The 22,436-nt window shown below is 63.2% G+C and carries 17 protein-coding genes and 1 pseudogene; 4 read left to right on the top strand and 14 right to left on the bottom strand.

The features are described 5' to 3' along the window. Positions 1-302: 302 nt before the first annotated feature. On the top strand, positions 303-551 hold the full coding sequence (locus AC0L3E_RS23640) for a hypothetical protein (protein ID WP_473605736.1): 249 nt from the start codon (positions 303-305) through the stop codon (positions 549-551). A gap of 134 nt (positions 552-685) precedes the next feature. On the opposite strand, the gene AC0L3E_RS23635 is transcribed toward AC0L3E_RS23640, so the two are convergent. From AC0L3E_RS23635 to AC0L3E_RS23600, 8 genes are all read right to left on the bottom strand, one after another. Continuing rightward, positions 686-1,597, bottom strand: coding sequence for a DUF2493 domain-containing protein (locus AC0L3E_RS23635; RefSeq protein WP_473605735.1), 912 nt, complete (start codon positions 1,595-1,597; stop codon positions 686-688). Positions 1,598-1,938: 341 nt separating this feature from the next. After that, positions 1,939-2,976: a DUF7146 domain-containing protein gene (locus AC0L3E_RS23630; protein WP_473605734.1), complete on the bottom strand. Its 1,038-nt coding sequence runs from the start codon at positions 2,974-2,976 to the stop codon at positions 1,939-1,941. After that, on the bottom strand, positions 2,973-7,301 hold the full coding sequence (locus AC0L3E_RS23625; RefSeq protein WP_473605733.1) for a strawberry notch-like NTP hydrolase domain-containing protein: 4,329 nt from the start codon (positions 7,299-7,301) through the stop codon (positions 2,973-2,975). Before AC0L3E_RS23625 ends, AC0L3E_RS23630 begins: the two co-directional genes overlap by 4 nt. Before the next feature lie 203 nt (positions 7,302-7,504). Continuing rightward, positions 7,505-7,981 carry a hypothetical protein gene (locus AC0L3E_RS23620; protein ID WP_473605732.1) on the bottom strand — a complete coding sequence of 159 codons (477 nt, stop codon included), beginning with the start codon at positions 7,979-7,981 and terminating at the stop codon, positions 7,505-7,507. A 94-nt stretch (positions 7,982-8,075) separates the two neighbouring features. Then, positions 8,076-10,391, bottom strand: a complete 2,316-nt coding sequence (locus AC0L3E_RS23615; RefSeq protein WP_473605731.1) for an ArdC family protein — start codon at positions 10,389-10,391, stop codon at positions 8,076-8,078. Between the two features lie 175 nt (positions 10,392-10,566). After that, positions 10,567-12,564, bottom strand: a complete 1,998-nt coding sequence (ligD, locus tag AC0L3E_RS23610) for a DNA ligase D (protein ID WP_473605730.1) — start codon at positions 12,562-12,564, stop codon at positions 10,567-10,569. Positions 12,565-12,938: 374 nt separating this feature from the next. Beyond that, on the bottom strand, positions 12,939-13,304 hold the full coding sequence (locus tag AC0L3E_RS23605; protein ID WP_473605729.1) for a hypothetical protein: 366 nt from the start codon (positions 13,302-13,304) through the stop codon (positions 12,939-12,941). After that, positions 13,301-13,489 carry a hypothetical protein gene (locus tag AC0L3E_RS23600; protein WP_473605728.1) on the bottom strand — a complete coding sequence of 63 codons (189 nt, stop codon included), beginning with the start codon at positions 13,487-13,489 and terminating at the stop codon, positions 13,301-13,303. The genes AC0L3E_RS23605 and AC0L3E_RS23600 overlap by 4 nt, the downstream gene beginning before the upstream one ends. A gap of 65 nt (positions 13,490-13,554) precedes the next feature. On the opposite strand from AC0L3E_RS23600, the gene AC0L3E_RS23595 reads away from it, so the two are divergent. From AC0L3E_RS23595 to AC0L3E_RS23585, 3 genes are all read left to right on the top strand, one after another. Next, positions 13,555-13,752: a hypothetical protein gene (locus AC0L3E_RS23595; RefSeq protein ID WP_473605727.1), complete on the top strand. Its 198-nt coding sequence runs from the start codon at positions 13,555-13,557 to the stop codon at positions 13,750-13,752. Between the two features lie 262 nt (positions 13,753-14,014). Beyond that, positions 14,015-16,105, top strand: coding sequence for an NAD(+) synthase (locus AC0L3E_RS23590; RefSeq protein WP_473605726.1), 2,091 nt, complete (start codon positions 14,015-14,017; stop codon positions 16,103-16,105). A gap of 95 nt (positions 16,106-16,200) precedes the next feature. Next, the gene (locus AC0L3E_RS23585; protein WP_473605725.1) at positions 16,201-16,614 is read left to right on the top strand and encodes a MerR family transcriptional regulator; all 414 of its coding nucleotides are present in this window, start codon (positions 16,201-16,203) and stop codon (positions 16,612-16,614) included. 87 nt (positions 16,615-16,701) lie between these two features. On the opposite strand, the gene glpK is transcribed toward AC0L3E_RS23585, so the two are convergent. The 6 genes and pseudogenes from glpK to AC0L3E_RS23555 all read right to left on the bottom strand — a co-directional run. Further along, complete coding sequence (glpK, locus tag AC0L3E_RS23580; protein WP_473605724.1) at positions 16,702-18,207, bottom strand: glycerol kinase GlpK; 1,506 nt, start codon at positions 18,205-18,207, stop codon at positions 16,702-16,704. Positions 18,208-18,298: 91 nt separating this feature from the next. Then, the gene (locus AC0L3E_RS23575; protein ID WP_473605723.1) at positions 18,299-20,023 is read right to left on the bottom strand and encodes an ABC transporter substrate-binding protein; all 1,725 of its coding nucleotides are present in this window, start codon (positions 20,021-20,023) and stop codon (positions 18,299-18,301) included. Between the two features lie 71 nt (positions 20,024-20,094). Then, a complete protein-coding gene (locus AC0L3E_RS23570) occupies positions 20,095-20,376 on the bottom strand; it encodes a DUF2160 domain-containing protein (RefSeq protein WP_473605722.1) in 282 nt (93 codons plus the stop codon). A gap of 58 nt (positions 20,377-20,434) precedes the next feature. Then, a complete protein-coding gene (locus AC0L3E_RS23565) occupies positions 20,435-21,349 on the bottom strand; it encodes a carbohydrate ABC transporter permease (protein ID WP_473605721.1) in 915 nt (304 codons plus the stop codon). A gap of 1 nt (position 21,350) precedes the next feature. Then, positions 21,351-22,217: a carbohydrate ABC transporter permease gene (locus tag AC0L3E_RS23560; RefSeq protein WP_473605720.1), complete on the bottom strand. Its 867-nt coding sequence runs from the start codon at positions 22,215-22,217 to the stop codon at positions 21,351-21,353. After that, positions 22,218-22,436, bottom strand: a pseudogene (locus tag AC0L3E_RS23555) (ABC transporter ATP-binding protein); the annotation flags it as partial.

Genomic DNA, 22,436 nt, shown 5'->3' with positions numbered 1-22,436 from the left:
CCGATGTGTTCGGCCGATGGCCGCGATCACCGCGAAGGCGAAGCCGGAGCGGCGGCACGCTTCGCGTAGTCCGACCCCTTGCGGGTTGATGGCTTTAGGCCATCGGCTGGACCAAGGATCAGCGCAATGGATCGCGGGGTGCGGTCATCTTCAAGTCAGGAGCAGCGGGCGTCGGTGGCGCGACGCTTTTGCTCCAGGAGAGCCTGAGCGAGCTGCCGCGCGATGTGGCGGGCATCGAGCGAGAAACCGGCCGGCCATGATCGCGATGGGTCCCGTTGGAAGCCGCCACGCTGAAAATGAGGATGAAGCTCGGCGATGATGCTGTGCAGTTGCGGTGGCAGGCTCAATCCAGCTCTCTCGGCGTAACGAGCCGCCTTGTCGAGATCGTGCCCGATATGGCGGCGGTTCCAGCGATCATCAGTCGCGACCCTGAGAAGATGCGACTTCAGCAGCAATTCAATGGCGATGGCGATGGCGTGAAGGGCCGCATTGTGCCTGTCTCGATCCGCCGCCCTGTCAGCGCCATCAAGGTGGGCGGCGGCATTGCGTAAGAAGGTGTCGGCAAGCGCGATGTCCGGCGTGAAACTTTCGGGAAAGGATACGAGCGACATGGCTTGAAGGATGCCATCCCTACCTGGGTATTTGTTAGGCCGGTAGGTTCCGAGGGCGCTTGCGCGCCGCCGTTTCAGAGCCGATAGACCGGGATGCCGAGCTTGCGGGCCTTGTCGGCCAGGTTCTCCTGAATGCCGGTGCCCGGAAAGATGATGACGCCGATCGGCATGACCGCCAACATCTGGTCGTTGCGTTTGAAGGGAGCTGCCTTGGCATGTTTGCTCCAGTCGGGCTTGAAGGCGATCTGCGGCACCTTGCGATGATCGGCCCAGCGGGCTGCGATCTTTTCGGCGCCTTTCGGTGATCCGCCGTGCATCAGCACCATGTCGGGGTGCTTGGCGCGGATTTGGTCGAGTTTTGCCCAGATCAGCTCGTGATCGGCGGTATCGCCGCCGGAGAAGGCGACCTTCGCGCCGGCGGGCAACATGATTTCGGTTTCCGCGCGCCGCTTGGCCGCGAGGTAGTCGCGGCTATCGATCATTGCGGCGGTGAGATGGTGGTGGTTGACCATCGACCCCGTGCGCGGTCGCCAGGCCGAACCGATGTGCTGCTCGTAGTGGTCGGCGGCCTGGTCACGCATGAGCTCGAAGGCTTCGCGCCGTTCGATCATGGTCTGGCCTTGGGCGGTGAGGTTCTCGAGTTCGACCGCCTTGATCTCGGTGCCGTCCTGTTCGCGCTGCAGACGGCGCTGGGCCTGCTCGTTGTCGTCCAGGTGCCGCTCGATCCGTTGTACAGCTCGGTGGAAAACGTTGGTGACGGACCAGAGGAGGTCATCGAGGTCGGGTTCGAGGCGCGTGTCGGCCAGGGTCGCGATGAGGGCGTCAAAGATGTCGGCCACGGCTCCGGCCACGTGGTCGCCACCGGGGAGCGGTCGTGGATCGGGCTCGTCCGCAAATGGGCGCCAGCCGTAGAGCTGGAGTTCGGTGAGGATGTGATCGGTCGGAGAAGCGGCGTGGTGCGGTTCGGTGTCGTCGTGCTCGCTCATGGGGATGCTCCCGTCGGTTTGACCGCGACCCTCGCGGCCTTCATGGCGACGAGAGCCCACGGGGGGGACGGTCCGACACCCGCCGCGAAGCGGAGGGCCGGAGCGTAGCGTAGGATGGCAACGGCCGGCTATTTTGCCTCGCGATGGAAAGGCGTCGCACCTTATCCCTGGCTTTCGCCAGAAATCGCGCGCCGCCGGAAAAAAGTCGGCCGCCGCCATTGCCTGACCGGCACGACTGTGGGCCCGATCGCCCTCTTGAAGGCCGGGCCGCGGTTCACTGCCGGCGGGCTCCCATCCATGCGATGCGGCCACACCGCATGCCGCACGCTTCCCCTCCCGGCTCATGCCGCCCGTGTCAGATAGCGGACGCGATCTTTGCGCATGAGCTGGTCTGCAATCGAGGCGCGGCAGGCGGCAAGTCCGAAATGGCGGAGGTCTTCGTTGAAGTCCTCGGTCTCCGGCGACAGCACGATTGCCTCGATCCCGGCGTCGATCGCGCGCTCGAGCAGGCTGTCGCGGGCACCGTCGCCGGCCGGATCTCTGTCGCGGATGACATAGAGTCGCCGCAGGTTCGGAGGGAACAGGATGGCGGCGAGATGAGCCGCCGAGAGTGCAGCAGCCATCGCCATGTCGGGCAAGGCGCATCTGAGCGACAGCGTCGTCTCGATGCCTTCGCCTGCCGCCATGACGCTGCCGGGTACGCCGAAGCGGACGGCGTGACCGAGCAGATTACCCATTGCCCGACGCGGTGTGTCGACGAGTGCCTTGCCGGCGCCGTCCGGTGCTAGCCAGGTGCGGTGCGCTCCGGTCAGATGTCCATCGAGGTCGGTGACGGCGGCGATCATCGCCGGCAAGGTCTTGGTCGGTCCATGATCGTCTGGCCGGTAGTAGCAGTGTGGATTGAACTGCAAGGCTGCGGTTCCGTGCAAAGTCGTAATGCCACGTCCACGCAAATACGTTTCCACGAGGGTGCCGATAATGGGCTTCGACATGGCGACCAGTCGGCGAGCCGCTTCCGGAGATCCAATGGGGACCCACCTGATCGGCTCGGCGGGTCGGGGTGGCAAGGCATCTGGCATAGCGAGAAACACGCGCGCCTCGTCGGCGACGTCCCGGAAATTGACCAGTCCTAGGGATTCGCGGATGACATCGAGCAGGTCGCCATGCTCGCCGGTAGCGGCGTCGGTCCATTTGCCTGGCGGTCCCTTCGGGGATGGCTGCAGACGCACGAACATCGAGCGGCCCGGCGCGTTACGGACGTCGCCGACGGTCCAATAGTTGCCCTGGCGACGGCCATTGGAGAGGTAGTGGCGGCACACCGCTTCGGCATATTCGCCGAGGCGGTGTGCGAGGTCGGAGGCGGCGTGAGGCGGAATCATGCAGCCTCCCGCTCACTGACCCGCTCGATTGGGAAGCGGTCGAGCACGCGCTCCAGCACGGCGAGGCCGTTGGCGTCGGTCGGCACGAACATCCTGAGCTTCCACGAAATGATCTCGTGGAAGAGACCGTAGGCGGTGAGGCGCTCGCGCATCGTGTCGCTGAAGCCGGACAATTCGATGCGCCATGCGCCCATGACGCGGCTGCGGCGAAGCTGGAGATCCTCGGCAAGATCGAGGACGGTCCGGCCGTCCATTAGAGCCGCAAACGCCTGCTCCGGCGACAGCGCAACCACGTTCGTCCCAGAGGCGTTGGCGGCCCATGCCGGTGAGACGCGGCGGCCGATGAGGCGCTCGCCCTCGTCGGTCTGAAGTCGATAAACACGGGTCGACTCGTTGGGCAGGCGCTTCCAAATCGGCAGCAGCAGGCCGGTCACCATGTGCAAGACCGAGTCCGAAAACTCCGGCACCCCAGCGATTTCGGACGCCCAGGCAGTTGAGAAAGCCTCGCGGTCGGCCTCGACCCAGCGTGTCTCGCCCATGGCCTTGAGCGGCATGTTCTGGCCTTCCATCGGCCGGATCAGGCGGACACGTCGCTCGACCTCGCCATCGTCGAGCATGAGGCTGGGGGTCGGGATCTGCACGGCGGCGCGGCCCGATTGCTCGTTGATGAGCAGTACGGCACGCGAATCGCGGAGATGACCGAGCGCCGCATTGAGCGTGACGGGCCGATTGCGCTTGCGTTCGGTGATCGTGAGCAGGCGGCTTTCGGCGCCGGTGCGCGGATGGGTGTAGATCACCTGGCGATCGGTGACGACGAAGTTTTCGGCCTGCAGCGTCTCCAGCCCGGCGTCGTAGGTGCCTGACGCGATCGCGCCCTCGACGCGCGCCGCCAAAAGTTGCTCGAAGGCACCGAACAGCACGCCCTGCAGCGCAATGGTCAGTGCGAGCAGGCGATTGAGGAAGGTGGTGATCGGCGGCAACTCGTCCTTGATGCCATTGGCATCCATCAGCTTGAGACCCGTCGCCGCCTCGAAACGCTCGAGCGAGCAGCCCTCGACCTTGCCGCGTACGATCAGCAGATAGAGCTGCCGTAGCGCATCGCGGGCATAATGGCTTTCCAGATTGTCCTCTGGCCGGAAAAGGCCCTGGCCGCCGGTCTGGCGCTGGCCGCGCGTGATTGCGCCCAGCGTATCGAGCCTCCGCGCGATCGTCGAGAGGAAGCGCTTTTCCGCCTTCACATTGGTCGAGATCGGCCGGAAGAGCGGTGGCTGCGCCTGATTGGTTCGATGCGTGCGTCCCAGGCCCTGAATGGCGGCGTCGGCCTTCCAGCCGGCTTCGAGCAGGTAATGCACACGTAGCCGCGTGTTCCGGGCCGACAGCTCGGCGTGGTAGCTCCTCCCCGTTCCGCCCGCGTCGGAAAAAACCAGAACGCGCTTCTGGTCATCCATGAATGCCTGCGTCTCGGCGAGGTTTGCCGACCCGGCACGGTTTTCAACGACAAGTCGCTCGCCCTTGCGGACAATGCGGCGCGAGCGACCGGTGACCTCGGCCACGATGTCAGTGCCAAAATGCTGGACGATCTGGTCGAGCGCGCCGGGGACAGGCGTCAAGCTGGCGAGTTTGGCGATCAGCTCGTCGCGCCGGGCGACCGCCTCGCGGCTCTCGACGGGCTGACCTTCGCGGTAGACCGGGCGCGACGACAAATTGCCTTCGGAGTCGGTGAAGGGCTCATAGAGCTGTACCGGGAAGGAATGGGCGAGATAGTCGAGGACGTATTCGCGCGGCGTGATGTCGACGCGAACGTCGTTCCATTCCTCGGTCGGCAGCTCGGCCAGCCGCCGTTCCATCAGCGCCTCGCCTGTCGAGACGATCTGGACAACGGCCGCATGGCCCTCCTCCAGATCGCGGGTGATGGAGCGGATCAGGGTCGGCGTCTTCATGCTGGTCAACAAATGACCGAAGAAGCGCTGCTTGGCGCTTTCAAAGGCGCTGCGCGCGGCCGACTTGGCCTGGGCATTGAGCGTGCCGGTGCTGCCGGTGATGTTGGCCGCCTGCATCGCCGCATCGAGATTGTTATGGATGACGCCGAAGGCCCCAGCGTATGCGTCATAGATGCGGACCTGTTCGGGCGTCAGCTCATGCTCGAGCAGTTCGTATTCGACGCCGTTGAAAGAGAGCGAGCGGGCCGTATAGAGGCCGAGTGCCCTGAGGTCGCGTGCCAGCACTTCCATCGCCGCCACGCCGCCGGCCTCGATAGCCTCGACGAACTCGGCCCGGGTCGAGAATGGTAAATGCTCGCCGCCCCAGAGGCCGAGCCGCTGGGCATAGGCGAGATTGTGCACGGTGGTGGCGCCAGTCGCCGACACATAGACGATGCGGGCATTCGGCAGGGCGTGCTGTAGCCTCAGGCCGGCACGGCCTTGCTGGGAGGGAGCGACATCGCCGCGTTCGCCCTTGCCGCCACCTGCGTTTTGCATGGCATGCGCCTCGTCGAAAATGATGACCCCGTCGAAATCCGGACCCAACCATTCGACGATTTGTTTGACCCGCGAAACCTTCTCGCCGCGGTCTTCGGAACGTAGCGTGGCATAGGTGGTGAACAGGACGCCTTCCGGCAGCACGATCGGCCTGCCCTGCGGGAAGCGGGAGAGCGGGGTGACCAGCAAGCGCTCCATCCCGAGCGCGGACCAGTCGCGCTGCGCATCCTCGATGAGCTTGTCGGACTTGGAGACCCAGACCGCCTTACGACGGCCCTGCATCCAATTGTCTAGGATTACGGCGGCGGACTCGCGGCCCTTGCCTACACCCGTACCGTCGCCGATCATGAAGCCTTGCCGGAAGCGCACGACCCCTGCGGTGTCATCGGCCGCGGCGCTAACCACGTCAAAGGTATCGTCGAGCGTCCAGGCGCCGGCGAGATACTCGGTGTGAGCCTCGCCGGCATAGATGACCGTCTCGAGCTGCGCGTCCGAGAGCAGGTCAAGAACGTTCTTCGGCAGGCGCGGCCGGAACTTCGGCTTGGGTGGCGCCACCGAGGCCATGGCCGCCGATTGAACGAGCTGGGTCGGGTGCGCCTGCGCGCCGGGAATACGGATCGCCTGAAGCCCGTAGGCCTCATAGATGGCGTCGCTGATCTGGCCGTCCTCGGCCGCCTGCCAGTCGACAGCCTCATAGGCGAGGTCGATGGCTTCCGGTTCGGCGATCGACATGCGTGGCGTGGTTCTCGCCGCGCGTGTCAGATAGCCGTGCACGGTTTGGGGCGCGGCGACCGCCGATGCCGGGCTGGAAACGGCGGCCATTACGACCGGCGGCCGCGCGGGAAGGCGCTCCTCAATCCATGCGAGGAGCGTCGCCGCATCCGGGGCGATGCCGGGAGCATCCGCGAACACGGTGGGATCGTGCGCCGGGAGCTTGTCAATGACGGTGAGGCGTGTCGGAAAGGTCGTGCCATGCTTGGCGTAGGCCGAGCCGTCGATGGCAGCGGAGAAGACGACGCGCCCGCCTTGCTGCAGGCGAGTGAAGGCGGCGGTCCAGGCCGGACGGTCGGGCGCGAGGTTCGCACCCGTGATTGTTACCAGCCGCCCGCCTGGCGCAAGGCGCGCCAGCGCCGAGGCGATATGCCGCCAGGCCGCGTCCGCCATGCGGCCCTCGACATTGGCCATGACCGAAAAGGGCGGGTTCATCAGCACCACGCTCGGCACGGCCCCCGCATCTAGATAGTCGTCAATCTGGGCGGCGTCGAAGCGGCTGACTGAACCGGCCGGAAAGAGGTAGGAGAGAAGCGCCGCACGCGTCTCGGCAAGCTCGTTAAGAACGAGGGAGGCGCCGGCGATCTCGGCCAGGATGGCCAGCAGCCCGGTGCCGGCGGAAGGCTCCAGCACTCGGTCGGCCGGCGTAATGGCGGCGGCTGTGGCCGCGACCAGGCCGAGCGGGATGGGAGTCGAGAACTGCTGGAAGGTCTGCGTCTCTTCCGATCGGCGGGTATGCGTTGGCATGAGCCGGGCCATCTTCGACAATGCGGAAAGCCGGAGAGCCGGAGACGCGGCTTTGCGGAACAGCGCCTTTCCGTACTTGCGGAGGAAAAGGACCGTCGCGGCTTCGCAGGCATCGTAAGCCTGCTTCCAGTCCCAGGCGCCGGCGGCGTCGGAGGCGCCGAATGCGGCTTCCATCGCAGAGCGCAGCTTTGGCGCGTCAATGCTCTCACCGCGTTCGAGATGGGGAAGCAGCAGGCCGGCGGCGGCAAACACCGCGCCGGCTGCACCGGCTTGGGCGAGCGGGAGCGACGTGGCAGCGGGAACCGCCACAGAGGGCGAGATCATGTACATGGTGTGAACCTCGGGAGAGCGGGGACAGGATCGAGCCGCGCGGCGCTCTCTCTGGACAGCGCGGATTCAACCCATCCCGGCCCGCCTCTCCCTCTCAGGGCTCCGCCGAAGCCAAAATGAAACAAGCGCCCCGCCATGAGGTGGAGCGCTTGCCGGTATCAACCGATCTCGATCATATTCCGCCGTCAGCTGACGCCGCGCGGTCAGGCCGCCGCCCGTCCTTCGACGACATCGGCGCCGACCTCGTCGGCGGTGATGTCTTCAAGACGCGCATTGCGGTATCCGGTCTTGGCCCTCCAGAGTTCGGCCGCATCGCGGCTCTCGGCGAGGTGCAGCAACTCGTCGTGGTCGCCGATCTGCTGCAGGACCCGGACCATGCCGATCGCGGGCCGCTCGACGATCTCGAAGCTGAGCGCGCTGTCGACCGAGTGGGTGCGCATAATGGTCACGAGGATGATGCCGCCGGAGGAAAAATTCCCTTCGCTGAGCGTGATCGAGGCCGGGGCGCTGTAGGTCGGACGGTCGCGCGGGGGTGACTTGCGAACCAGCCGGCCGAGACCGTTGCGGCGCTCCCAGTCCGCGAGCTTGCGGGTGAAGCGCGCGGGCGGCTTCGGCGTGCCGTCCGAGTAGCGGATCAGCGAGCCAAGCGGGGCGTTGTCGTAGACGATGTGGGCTGACATGGACATATCTCCTGAAACGAAAATGACCCGGCGGGGAGCCGGGCCGTGAGGTGAAGGCGGAATGTGGCGACGAGAGCCTCGCTGTCGATGGGTGCTATTCGGCGGCGACCGCGTGTCGGGTGACGTCGTTGGCCGCGGGCGAGTCCTCCTCATCGCCACCGGCGAGGAATTCGGGCAGGTCAGTTTCCTCGCCCTCATCCGGCTGCGTGGCCGGCGCGTCATCGCCGCTGAGGCGGAGCGGTTCCGGCAGCCAGCCACTATCGGCCAGGAGGCGTTCGGCCTCATTGGCCATGTCACCCTTCTTGAGATGATCGATGAGCTGGGCCGCCTGCTCGCCAGCGCCCTCACGCACGGCTTCGAGGATCCGGGACTTGGTGACCCGGCCGAGATAGTTTGCGACCGTTGGGCGCCAACCCGCAGCCACCATGTCGAGCCCGGTGGCAAGAGACAGCCGATCAGCCTCGCGCAGCCGCTGATCCAGCCCGTGCTGGGAGACGCCGCTGCCATAGGGGTTGGGCCGTTCGAACAGGGCGTTGATGCCATAGCTGACGCAATGGGCCAGCAGCGCCTGCCGGCTGGCGTCGTCGAGACCGTCAAGCCAGACCCATAGAGTCTGGTCGTCACCGAGCGGGATGTCACCCTTCCATGTCGCATGGCGCTCATCGACCGCCCTGGCCGCTGGGCTGTCTTTGAGGTCGGCGTCCTGCGCCGGCAGGTGGACATGCCGGACGAACGCCTCAACGCAGCCGGTCGCGGAACGCTGACCGAATGTGTCAAGAACGAGCCTATGCAAGAGCGCCGTGATGGCAACATGCTGGTTCTCGGCCACGGCATTGCGCAACGCCAGCGTACGATGGGCGGTGAGTTCGATCACCAGGCGCTCGGGCAGCGGCTTGATGGTGTCACCCTCATCCTCCTCGGGTTCGGACGCCTGCACGCCGATGGTGATGGTGGCGCGGCGAACGGAAAGATCGTCGCTGCCATCCTCACTCCCGGTCGCACCGTCGGGCTCCGCGGAGTCGCCGCCGACCGTCTCACGTGTCTCGTCCTCGGGGCGCACAAAGCCCCGATCGACGACGAGATCGCCATCACGATCGATGCTGATGAACACACCGGCGCGGACGATCTCGACCCGATCATAGTTCATTGGCCGGCTCTCGAAGGCCTCAAGCGCGGTCTCGATCTGGCCGAGGCGCTGATCGATCTCATCGGGGAGTTCGTCGGATTCGCCATACTCAGCTTCCAGCCGATCGTATTCCTTGCGCAGCGCTTCACGTTGTGCCCGTTCCGCGTCGGTCAGATCGGTGGGCGTGCCGGCGAGCGCCCTCAGGCCATGATTGTGGCCATAGGGCAGATCGACATCGACCACGATCCACTTCCAGCCCTCCCCCGCGATCTCGTCGGCGATCGACTTCAGCCTGTCGCGGACCAGGCGGTCGAGCAGGGCGGGATCCTGCAGCCAGCCGCCATTGTCAGCCTCGAACAGGTCGCGCAGCACCACGCCGCCGGATGCGACATAGGTTTCAACACCGACGAACAGCGCCCGGCGATCGCTTGCCCGAACCGTGGTTTCGGTCAGCATGCGCCGGATTTGATGCGGCTCGTTCGACCACGAGTGCTCGAGCGCCTCCCAGACCTGTTCCTGAGGCGAGGCGCAGCAGAAGGCTGCGTTCAACTCGGCGACCAGTTCCTCGAATGCATATTTCTTGGTGCCGAAGGCGCCGCCGAGGTCACGGCCGACGCGGGAGGCATGGCCGGTCGCATGCCCGAGTTCGTGCAGGGCGGTGCGGTGCCAGTCGATGGTCTCGAAATAAGCCTGCGGCGGCGGCACCCGCACGTAGTCATGCGCCGGAGCATAATAGGCGCGATCGCCACCGATGCGGAAATCGATCCCGGTCGCTTTGATCAGCGCGTCGGCGGCGGGCTCGATCAGTCCAGGCTCTGGCGCGGGCGGAGCCACGGCCAGATCGTCAGGCAGATTTTCACATTGTGCCACGTTGAACACGCTGAAGCGCTTCAGGAACGGTATGGCCTGTGCTGCCTCGCCGGTTTCCCGTGCGCGATTCTTCTCGTTGTCAGGGATGAAGCGGTCAGCATAGACGACGGTGGTCCCGTGTTCGCCCCCGCGGACATGGCCGCCCAGCGACAGCGCCTGGCGGAAAGTCAGCCAGCCCTGGACGGGAAAGCCATGCTCGACAACCGCACCCCACAGGATCAGCACATTGATCCCGGAATAGGCGCGGCCGGTCGCGGCATTGGCCGGCATGGCGAGAGGAGCTTTCGTCGCCGTCGTGCCCCATGGTTGCACCCAGGGAAAGCGCCCAGCCTCCAACTCGGCGATGATCTTGTTGGTGATATCGTCATAGAGGCTTGCCCGGTCGGCGCCGGCGCGAGCGTAATGTCTGGACATCGCGGTTCTCCGCGACGGGCGCCGGAGGCCCTCCTCCAGCTCTCAACCCGTCACGGCAACCAGTCCGTACTCTCACTCTGGACGGCGTTGCGGGGGCTCGCCGCAAAGGAGGGACGCTCTCGATTTTGGGCAAAGGCGGTCGGGCGCCAAAAAGGCAAATGTCGCTGACATCTTGCTACCGGACTGCGTGGCGGATGCGGTCGGTAAGCGTTTGTGCGACGTCGAAATAACCCTCCCAAGCTTCGGGTAGCTGAGCCCGCGCGGCGGCGGCGAAAACATCGAAACCGTTGGCGCTTTCGCAGGTGGGCAACTCCTCCCAGCTGACCGGCACCGCGCACGACGCCCCTGCGCGTGCCCGAGTCGACCAGGGACAGATTGCAGTGGAGCCCTGGCCGTTGCGCAGGTAATCGAGAAAAATCCGGCCCTTGCGCTTCGCCTTGCTCATGTTGGCGACGAAGCGTGACGGATCTGTGCGGGCCAGTAGTTCGGCGAAGTCTTGGCAGAAGCTCTTGACCTCGTCCCAGTTTGCCTCCGGGACGAGCGGCACGACCACATGAACGCCCTTGCCGCCGGACAGCAACGGCCACGACTGCAGTCCGAGCACTTCCAGAATGCCCCGAATGTCGAGGGCTGCCTGCTTGACGGCGGTGAACCCCAGGCCCTCGTCCGGATCGATGTCGAAGATCATGCGGTGCGGCAGATTCGGCTGCTGGCGCAGGCTTCCCCAGATGTGGAATTCGAGCACGTTCATCTGGACGCCTGCGATCAGCCCCGCCAGGTCATCGACCCAAAGGATGCGGCTTTCCTTACCGGACATCTTCGCCAACTGGCCGTCATGAATGGCCTTGGGCATGCCTGGCAGTTTATGCTTCTGAAAAAAAGTCTGCTGCAGGTCACCATCGGTATCGCGCACCAGCGACAGCGGCCGATCCTGGATGTGCGGCAGCATCTTCTCGGCGACCACGGCGTAGTAGGCGGCGAGCGTGGCCTTGGTCACCTGGGTCCCGGGATACATGACCTTGTCTGGATGCGTCAGCTTGACGCCGACAGCAGCGCCGATCTCCTTGCCGATTGCCGGATCGAGGTTGGCGGAGCCAAGAGTTGCCGGCGTCTTCGGCATTTCCATCACCACCTGGTCGGCTCGCTTGTCTTCGCGCATGCCCTCAAAGCTTGGATGTCGCAAGCTGCCGTCCGGTGTCACTTCGGCATAGGTGACTTCGGCGACGAGCTCGGGCTTCACCCAGCGGGCACGGCGGGCAATGTCTCTCGGAACAGAAGCGAAAGCCGGTTTTTCAGCACGGCGTTTCTCCAGCTTCGCCAGGATGTCCTTGCGCATCGCCGCGGTGAACCCCGTGCCGACGCGGCCGCGATAGATGAGCTTGCCATTGTCGTAAGTGCCGAGGATCAGCGAAGCCATGCCATGTCCTGTGTCACTTGGGCGATAACCGCCGACCACGAATTCCTGTCGCTTCGTGCACTTGATCTTGAGCCAACTCCCGGTGCGGTCGCCGACGTAGGAGCTGTCGGCGCGCTTGGCGATGACGCCTTCGTGGCCGCCCTCGCACATGGCGTCGAACACCCTTTTGCCCTGGTCGACGATGTGGCTGGAAAATTGCAGGCTGTCGTCAGGGCGACGCGCGCCCAGCAGGGACTCAAGTCGCGCCTTGCGCTCGAGGAGCGGCTGATTCGACAGATCTTCGCCATCGAATTCAAGCAGATCGAAGGCGTAGAACTTGAGCGGCATACCCGCCGCAATGCCGGTTTTCAGCATAGAGAAGCTCGTGCGGCCCTGGCTGTCGATGGCGACGATCTCACCATCGATCAGGACCGCGCCCTTGGTCAATCTCTGAAGCGGCGGCAGGATGACCTTGAACTGTCGGGTCCAGTCGTGGCCATTGCGGGTATAGACGACGACATTCGACCCGGAGATGGCGACTTGGGCACGATAGCCGTCGAACTTCATCTCGAAAAGCCAATCCCCGCCCACCGGTATGCGGTCTGTCAATGTGCAGAGCTGGAACGGCCGAAACCCCGGTAGCGGATATGTAGGGATAGGTTCTGAGTCTCTGCGCCGTGTGCGCCTTTTGCTGATGCTTAGGGTGCCATCTACAGGCGACATGCGGAACTCGGATACATCGTGCGATTCAATACCCTGACCGGGATTCGGTTCCATGCTGAAGCAACTCGGCGCCGGCGACCGCCGGCGCTCTAAAGGAAGAACGGCGTATAAGCCGCAGTCCTGCGCGCGTCCGCAACAGCGGACATTGTCGCGCGCAGGGCGGAGGAAATTCGCCCCCGCCGCGGGCGGTGAACGGGACAGCCGTAGGAGCGTCAGCATAGCGCCGGCCGCAGGACGGGACGCGGGACCGACTGTCCCCGTCCGCGGCGGTCCGCATGGTTTGCATTGGATTGGGATGCGGCCGGCATCGTTCGCGCGCATGTCCTGTTCTCGACGGTCTCGCCGCTGATCGGCGACGATAGCATTGGCCGATAGAGCGGAGAGTTTGCCTGAAAGAATCGATCAGGTCTTGCTCCCTTCGGCTCTCCTCATTTGCGTGGCAGCTTGTGAATTTCTAGCCGGACAGGCCCGCCCCTGTCACAATTCGTGCAGAACAGCGCACGCTCGACAGAGCTGAACAGAGCGCCTTTTCCATAGCGCTGGATGAGCCCGGCGGGCTTTACCGTTGCATGGTGCGAGCAGGATCTGCACCAGGCCCGCAACACATGCCACTCGCGAAGATCGCCGAGCGCCACATCGAGGCCGGCATGGACACTGCCATCGATGATGGTCTGTGGCGGGATCTTCACCTCGCCCGGCGTCAGGATTTTCTCCATCACATGCCGACTGTTGTAGTGGATCAGCAACATGCCCGGCCGACGCCGGATGGCGGCTTGCCAGGCTGCCTGACTCACAGTTGAATCGGGGAACGCGAAATGGTTTCCTCTAAAGCCTGCTCCTCGCGATCCCAGACCTCGATCCGAAAATTGTCTTCCGCTGTTTTTGCCATAGCTTCGCCGGCCAGCGCGTTGACGCCGTGCCAATGTCCCTTGCTGCTCCAGATCACGCTGAAATAAGGAACATATTCCTCTGCCGTCAAGGCCGTGCTTGACTCTTTGTTCTCATTTTGTTCGTCTCGCAGAGATAGGCCATACGAGGCGAACCATGGAACTTTCGCTTGAACATCGAGACCGCAACACCCGAGGAGTTCGCACGCGGCAAGCGCCCTATGAGCATCTTCTTATCGGTGGCCGGCAATTGCCGCGGGTTCTCGATGCGCTCTGGCAAATCACGATAAAGCTCACTGAAGAAAGGCGAGCGTGCGTGCGCATAGGCTACCATGTCGACGGGCGGCTCGTCTGACGGGCCGCGAGCGCCTCGCGTCCCTGGCGCTTAGCGCGCCAAGCGTCCCAGATCAGCCTTACGACATGCTCCGTCATGATTGTCCTCGGTTCACACACCTCCGTCCAGTTGCTATACCTGCCTCCTGTAGCGACTACAGAATCAACCCCTCATGGATCATTATCGAAGCTGAATTGATTTACGCAGACACAACGGGGCGGCGAAGACCCTCTATCTAGCCAGCATCTCCGCACCGACAAAACTATGAAGAAGAGATCGGATGATGAGCTTCCATTCCATCTATCAGCAAGGCTTCGTGCGCGTCGCGGCCTGCACGCCGAAATGCGAGATCGGCGACCCAAGCTACAATCTCGCGGAGACGCTGGCGCTGGCCCGAGATGGCGCGCGCCAAGGCGTCGCGTTAATGGTGTTCCCGGAACTTGGTATTTCGGCTTACGCCATTGATGACCTTCTCGGGCAGGCGACACTGCTGCAGGGCGTGGAACACGCGATTGGGGAATTGGCCACCGCAAGCCGCGAACTCTCGCCAGTTCTTCTTGTCGGCGCACCGCTCGAGCGCGAGGGGCGGCTCTACAACTGCGCTATAGCCATACACCGTGGGCGCATTTTGGGCGTGGTTCCCAAGGGCCATCTTCCGAATTACCGGGAATTCTACGAAAAGCGCTGGTTCGCATCGGGGCGGGACCTGAAGGGCGCGATGATCGAGGTTGCCGGCCAATCTGTCCCGTTCGGAATGGATCTGATCTTCGCAGCCGAGGATTTGGCGGGGTTCGTCTTCCACATTGAACTGTGCGAGGACGTGTGGGGACCGGCTCCACCCAGCGACTTCGCAGCGTTGGCCGGGGCCCTGATCCTGGCGAACCTTTCGGCCAGCAACATCACCGTTGGAAAGGCCGACACACGACGGCTGCTCTGCGCGACCCAATCGGCAAGATGCTGGGCCGCCTACATCTATTCCGCGGCCGGCCCCGGCGAGTCGACGACGGACCTCGCTTGGGACGGCCAGGCCTGCATCTACGAACTCGGCACGCTGCTCGCGGAGACCGAGCGGTTTCCACAGGACTCCCAGATGGCGGTCGCTGACGTCGATGTTGAAAGACTCAAGCTGGAGCGCCTCCGCACTGGCACGTTCAACGAGGCGGCGATCGCTCAAGGAATGCCAGGGGGCCGGTTCCGGCGGATCGGCTTTCGGTTCGAGCCGCCCATGGCCGATCTTGGGCTGCGCAGGACGGTCGCCCGCTTCCCTTATGCCCCGGCCGATCCGGCACGCCTCGATCAGGACTGCTATGAAGCTTACAGCATCCAGGTGCAAGGGCTGATGAAGCGCCTGCAGGCGACGGGCATCCGGCGCCTTTGCATCGGCGTCTCAGGCGGTCTGGACTCCACTCACGCCTTGATCGTGGCTGCCAAAACCTTCGACCAGCTTGGCTGGCCCAGGTCTGACATCCTCGGCTTCACCATGCCTGGCTTCGCGACGAGCGAAGCCACCAAGGCAAATGCGTGGGCGCTCATGCGCAGTCTCGGCGTCACCGCTGAGGAGATCGATATCAAGCCACTGGCGCAGCACATGCTGGCGGCTCTGCAGCATCCGTTCGCGCGAGGCGAGCCGGTCTACGATGTGACGTTCGAGAATGTGCAGGCTGGCCTGCGCACCGACGTCTTGTTCCGCGCTGCCAACCAGCGTGGCGCAATGGTGCTGGGTACCGGCGACCTGTCGGAAATCGCGCTGGGCTGGTCGACCTACGGCGTCGGCGACCAGATGAGCCACTATAACGTCAACGCTTCGGTGCCGAAGACACTCATTCAGCATCTCATCCGCTGGGTGGCGCAATCGGGCGCCTTCGACGCGGAGACCAACCGCACATTGCTCTCGATCCTCGCCACCGTGATCTCACCCGAGCTTGTGCCGGCGGACGCAGGTGGCGCATTGCAGAGCACAGAGGAGAAAATTGGGCCGTATGAGCTGCAGGATTTCACTCTGTTCTATCTGACGCGCTATGGCTTGAAGCCGTCGAAAATCGCCTTCCTGGCCTTCCACGCTTGGCGCGACGCCGCCACTGGCGCATGGCCGCCTCAATACCCGCATGAGCGCCGCCGCACCTATGATCTGGCGACAATCAAGTCCTGGATGGAGGTGTTCCTCTATCGCTTTTTCACGATCAGTCAGTTCAAGCGCTCGGCCTCGCCCAACGGACCCAAGGTTACCGGCGGCGGCTCGCTGTCGCCGCGCGGAGACTGGCGAGCGCCGTCGGACGGCAACGCCCGGTTATGGCTCGAAGAGTTGCGCGCCAACACGCCAACGAGTGAGCCGGCCGACCCGACTGGGAACGCATTGCACAAAGCTCCAGCTTAGACCCATAGCCTGCCCCCATCATCATTCTGGGGTTCACATGCCTTTGGCTGCTCGTTATATCAAAAATTCTGTAGCCACTACAGAATTGGAGTGAGATGATTACGATCGGAACCCTGTCCAAACGCACCGGCGTCAACATCGAGACGATCCGCTATTATGAGCGGATCAAGCTCATACCCGCGCCGCCCCGCACTGACAGTGGGCGACGCCTCTACGGAGCAGAAGACATACGGCGGCTGACATTTATCCGCCATGCCAGGGATCTCGGTTTTGACATTGCAGCCATCAAGGCGATGCTTGCCCTTCAAGGGGTCCCAGAGGCGTCGTGTAGGGAGGTGAGCCGGATCGCCGGCGATCAGCTAGAGGCCGTCGAGAGCCGAATTCGCCGTCTCTTGGGGCTTAGGACTGAACTCACGAGGATGATCAAGGAGTGCGACAACGGCAATGTCGCGACTTGCCGAATAATCGAAGTTCTCGGGGATGCTCTCGTGCAGACCGACAACCAATGACGGCCCGATGGAGTGAGATCGAACCACAGGGCGTCCGGTACAACACCGAACCCCTCCACTTCGGAAATAGAACTCGGCCTAACCCCTTTATGGCGTTCTGCTATGTGGCGACAACGTCCTCCTGAGCGCTTCTCGCCAGCCCTTGAGTTTGCGCATTCTGTTTGGCTCGTCCATTGCCGGAGTGAATCGCCGTTCAAGTGCCCAACTCTTCGCAAACTTCTTTGCATCCGGCCACACACCCGCCTTCGAACCGGCAAGCCATGCGGCACCTAGCGCCGTCGTCTCCAGAATGGTCGGGCGATCGACCGGCGCATCGAGGATATCGGCCAGCCGCTGCATGGTCCAGTCGGAGGCCACCATGCCGCCGTCGACGCGAAGCACGGTTTTGGCCGATGCCCCCTTCCAGTCCTTGCGCATGGCGTCGAGCAGATCGCGGGTCTGGTAGGCGACTGATTCGAGTGCGGCGCGAGCAAATTCCGCCGGGCCTGAATTGCGGGTCAGCCCGAAGATGGCGCCGCGCGCATCGGCGTCCCAATGCGGCGCGCCGAGCCCGACAAAGGCCGGCACCAGATAGACATCTTGCGTCGGATCGGCTGACGCCGCCAGGACACCGCTCTGCTCGGCCTTGCCGATCACCTTGATGCCGTCGCGCAGCCACTGCACGGCCGCACCCGCGATGAAGATCGAGCCTTCCAGCGCATAGGTGGTCTTGCCGTTCAGCCGGTAGGCGATGGTGGTCAGCAGACGATTCTTCGAGCGCACCAGGTCGCCGCCGGTGTTGAGCAGCGCAAAACAGCCGGTGCCATAGGTGGATTTCATCATGCCCGGCTCGAAACAGGCCTGGCCGATGGTCGCAGCGTGCTGATCGCCGGCCACGCCAAGAATTCGTATCTCGGCGCCGAACAGGCCTTTTTCCGTAACGCCGTAGTTGTCGGCGCAATCCCTGACGTCAGGCAGCATAGCCGCCGGGATGCGCAGGATTGACAGCAGTTCCTCGTCCCAGACATTTCTCTCAATGTTGTAGACCAGCGTGCGCGAGGCGTTGGTGGCGTCGGTAGCGTGCACCTTGCCGCCGGTCAGCCGCCAGATCAAAAAACTGTCGATGGTGCCGGCGAGCAGTTCGCCCTTCTCGGCGCGCTTCCTGGCGCCCTTCACCTTGTCCAGCATCCAGGCGATCTTGGTGCCGGAGAAATAGGGATCGAGCAGCAGCCCCGTCTTTTTGGTGAATTTTTTCTCCAGCCCCTGCTTCTTCAGCTTTTGGCATAGCGGCGCGGTGCGGCGGTCCTGCCACACGATCGCATTGTGGATCGGCTTGCCGGTCGCCTTGTCCCAGATGACGATGGTCTCGCGCTGGTTGGTGATGCCGATCGCCGCCACATCGGATGCCGCGCGGCCTGCAGCCTTCAGCGCGCCTTTGACCGTGGCGACGACGCTTGCCCAGATTTCCTCCGGATCATGCTCGACCCAGCCAGAAGCCGGATAATGCTGGGTGAATTCCTGCTGCTTGCTGCCGGCGACCTTCATCTCGCCGTCGAACAGGATCGCCCGGCTCGATGTCGTGCCCTGGTCGATCGCAAGGATGTATCCGGTCATTAGCCCTCCCGGTAAGCTCGCTTATACAAACAGGGGAGACGGCAAGATGCCGCCTCCCCGTTCACTTATGATCTCGGCGCGTACGCCAAGATTACTTCTGCCAGCTCTTCACCAGTTCGTCGTAGTTGATGGTGACCGGCTTTTCCTTCTCGTTCTCGATCTTGAGCTGAGGAGCGAGATTGCCGTTCTTGACCGCGTCGGCGTTCCAGTAGGCAAGATCATGCTCTTCGGCCATCTTCGGGCCGATATCGCCCTGGATGCCCGACTTCTCGATACGGCTCATGACCTTTTCCTGCTCGGCGCAAAGCGAGTCCATCGCCTCCTGCGCCGTCTTGGCGCCCGACGACGCATCGCCGATCGCCTGCCACCAGAGCTGTGCCAGCTTCGGATAGTCGGGCACATTGGGACCGGTCGGCGACCACTGGACACGGGCGGGCGAACGGTAGAACTCGATCAAGCCGCCGAGCTTCGGAGCGCGTTCCGTGAAGCTCTTGTCCTGGATGGTCGACTCGCGAATGAAGGTCAGGCCGATATGGCTCTTCTTCACGTCGACGGTCTTGGAGGTAACGAACTGGGCATAGAGCCAGGCGGCCTTGGCGCGGTCGTCCGGGGTCGATTTCAGGATGGTCCAGGAACCTGCGTCCTGATAGCCGAGCTTCATGCCTTCTTTCCAGTAGACTCCATGCGGGCTCGGCGCCATGCGCCACTTCGGCGTGCCGTCCGCGTTCACCACCGGCAGTCCTTCCTTGACCATGTCGGCAGTAAAGGCGGTGTACCAGAACATCTGCTGCGCAATCGCCCCCTGTGCCGGCACCGGGCCGGAATCGTAGAAGGTCATGCCCTGGGCTTCCGGCGGAGCATAGGCCTTCAGCCAGTCGAGATATTTGGTGATCGAGTAAACCGCGGCCGGGCCGTTGGTGTCTCCGCCGCGCGCGACGCACGAACCGACCGGCTGCGATTTCTCGTTGACCTTGATGCCCCACTCATCGACCGGCTTGCCGTTCGGGAGCCCCTTGTCGCCATTGCCGGCCATCGACAGCCAGGCGTCGGTGAACCGCCAGCCCAAATCCGGCGCCTTCTTGCCGTAGTCCATGTGACCAAAGACCTTCTTGCCGTCGATCTCGCGGCCGGTGAAGAATTCGGCGATGTCTTCATAGGCCGACCAGTTGACGGGAACGCCGAGGTCGTAGCCGTACTTGGCCTTGAAGTCGGCCTTGTTCTTCTCGTCGTTGAACCAGTCGTAGCGGAACCAGTAGAGGTTCGCGAACTGCTGGTCCGGAAGCTGGTAAAAACTGCCGTCCGGCGCTGTGGCAAATGGCATCCCGATAAAATCTTTCAGGTCGAGACTTGGATTGGTGACATCCTTGCCTTCTTTGGCCATGAAGTCGGCAAGGTTGCGCGCCTGCTGGTAGCGCCAATGGGTTCCAACCAAATCGGTGTCGTTGACGTAGGCGTCAAAGATGTTTTCGCCGGACTGCATCTGCGTCTGCAGCTTTTCGATGACGTCGCCTTCGCCGATCAGGTCATGGGTGACCTTGATGCCGGTTATGGCCGTGAACGCCTTTGCCAGCGTTTTTGACTCGTATTCGTGGGTCGTAATGGTTTCGGAGACCACCTTGATGTCCATGCCGGCGAAAGGCTTCGCGGCATCGATGAACCATTGCATTTCGGCTTCCTGGGCGCCGCGATCAAGCGTCGACAGATCCTTGATTTCGGTATCGAGGAAGGTCTTGGCTTCGTCCATTCCGGCATAGGCCTGGCCTGCTCCCCAAAGCAGCACAAGCGCGGTCGTTGATGTTAAAAATTGCCTTCTCATTTCGTTTCCTCCACTTTTCAGTTTCAAGTGCGATCGGAGCCGCCGCCGGCAAGCTCCAACAGTTTCCCCCTCTATACGTAGCGGAACACGCCGACGGCGTAGACTACGGAGAGAGCGAGAGCCCACCACAGGTTGGGTCCGACAAGACCCAGCCAAGCGAGATGGATAAAGGCGCTGCCGAGCAGCGAAACAAAGAGACGGTCGCCGCGCGTCGTCTCGAAGCGCAGAACGCCGACACGCGGATTGCCGCCGGGCGAGACGTATTCCCAGACCGCCATGCCGCAGAGCAGCACCAGGATCGTGATGAAAAAGAGCACTGTCGGCAGCGTCCACGCCATCCAAGTAAAGCTCATCGCCTTGATCCTCCACGGCCTGCGGCCCGTCCAGCATCCCTCAGTGCAAAACTCAACGTCATACCCTCCCCAGGGCGAATCCTTTGGCGATGTAGTTGCGGACAAACCAGATCACGACAGCGCCCGGAATGATGGTGAGCACGCCAGCGGCGGCGAGCACCCCCCAATCCATCCCCGCTGCCGACACTGTGCGGGTCATGACGGCGGCAATAGGCTTGGCGTCCGTAGTCGTCAGCGTGCGGGCGAGCAGAAGCTCGACCCACGAGAACATGAACGTGAAAAAAGCCGCGACGCCGATGCCGCTGGCGATCAGCGGCATGAAGATCTTCAGGAAGAAGCGCGGGAAGGAGTAGCCATCGATGTAGGCCGTCTCGTCGATCTCCTTCGGCACGCCCGACATGAACCCCTCGAGGATCCAGACCGCCAGCGGCACATTGAACAGGCAGTGTGCCAGCGCCACCGCGATATGCGTGTCGATCAGGCCGAAGGCCGAATAGAGCTGGAAGAATGGCAGTGCGAACACCGCCGGCGGCGCCATGCGGTTGGTCAGCAGCCAGAAGAAGAGATGCTTGTCGCCAAGGAACCGATAGCGCGAGAAAGCGTAGGCCGCCGGCAGCGCCACCGAAACCGAAATCACCATGTTCATGACGACATAGATGATCGAATTGATGTAGCCCTTGTACCAGGACGGGTCGGTGAAGATCACCATGTAGTTGGCGATGGTCGGGTTTTTCGGCCACAGCGAAAAGGCGCCCAGGATCTCCTGATTGGTCTTGAAGCTCATATTGACCAGCCAATAGATCGGCAGCATCAGAAAGATGATGTAGATCGTCGGCACCAGCCACCAGAGCTTGGACTCTTCGCCGCGCCGGCGCATCAGCCGCGCAAGCTGGTCCTGCGACAAGGTGCTGGCAAGCCCGTCCGAAACCGCCGCCTCGTTCACCCGCGTCGTTCTTTCGTTGGCGCCGCTCATTTCAGCGCTCCGCATCGATATTGGTCATGACGGTGTAGAACACCCACGACAGCAAAAGGACGATCAGGAAGTAGATGATCGACATGGCGGCTGCCGGCCCGAGGTCGAACTGGCCGATGGCGATCTTGACCAGGTCGATCGACAGGAACGTCGTCGAATTGCCGGGGCCGCCGCCGGTGACGACGAAGGGCTCGGTGTAGATCATGAAGCTATCCATGAAGCGCAGCAGCACCGCGATCAGAAGCACGCGGTTCATCTTCGGCAGCTGGATGTAGCGGAACACTGCCCAGCGCGACGCGCCATCGATCTTGGCGGCTTGATAGTAAGCATCCGGTATGGAGACCAGGCCTGCGTAGCACAGCAAAACGACGAGGCTCGTCCAGTGCCATACATCCATCAGGATGACCGTCGCCCAGGCATCGGTTGGGTCGTTGACGTAGTTGTAGTCGAAGCCGAGCGCCGACAGCGTGTAACCGAGCAGGCCAATGTCGATGCGGCCGAACACCTGCCAGATCGTACCGACGACATTCCACGGGATCAGCAGCGGCAGCGCCATCAGCACCAGGCAGACCGGCACGCCCCAGCCCTTCTTGGGCATATTGAGCGCGATGAAGATGCCGAGCGGTACTTCAATGGCGAGGATGGTGAAGGAGAAGATCAGGTTGCGGACCATCGACAGCCAGAACCGTTCCGACTCCAGGATTTCGGTGAACCAGTCCGAGCCGTTCCAGAAGAAAACGTTGTTTCCGAACGTGTCCTGCACCGAATAGTTGACCACCGTCATCAGCGGGATCACCGCCGAGAACGCCACCAGCAGCAGCACCGGCAGCACCATGAACCAGGCTTTGTTGTTCCAGGTCTTTTCCATTTATGCCCCCATCTCGACACGCCAGGAATCGGCATAGATGTTGATGCCGGCCGGATCGAAGCGAACTTTCGGTTCGGCCGGCACGTCCTCGTCCTCGCCGATGACAGCGGCGATCTCGCGGCCTTCGAGGCTGGCGCGCACTACCTTGTGGCGGCCGAGATCCTCGACCTTGCTGACCTGCACGGCCATGCCTTCGCGGCCGAGCCGGACATATTCGGG

The organism is Mesorhizobium sp. WSM4822, from assembly GCF_055811155.1.
The sequence above is the reverse complement of the archived record's forward strand: the minus strand, read 5'-3'. Positions and strand labels throughout refer to the sequence as shown.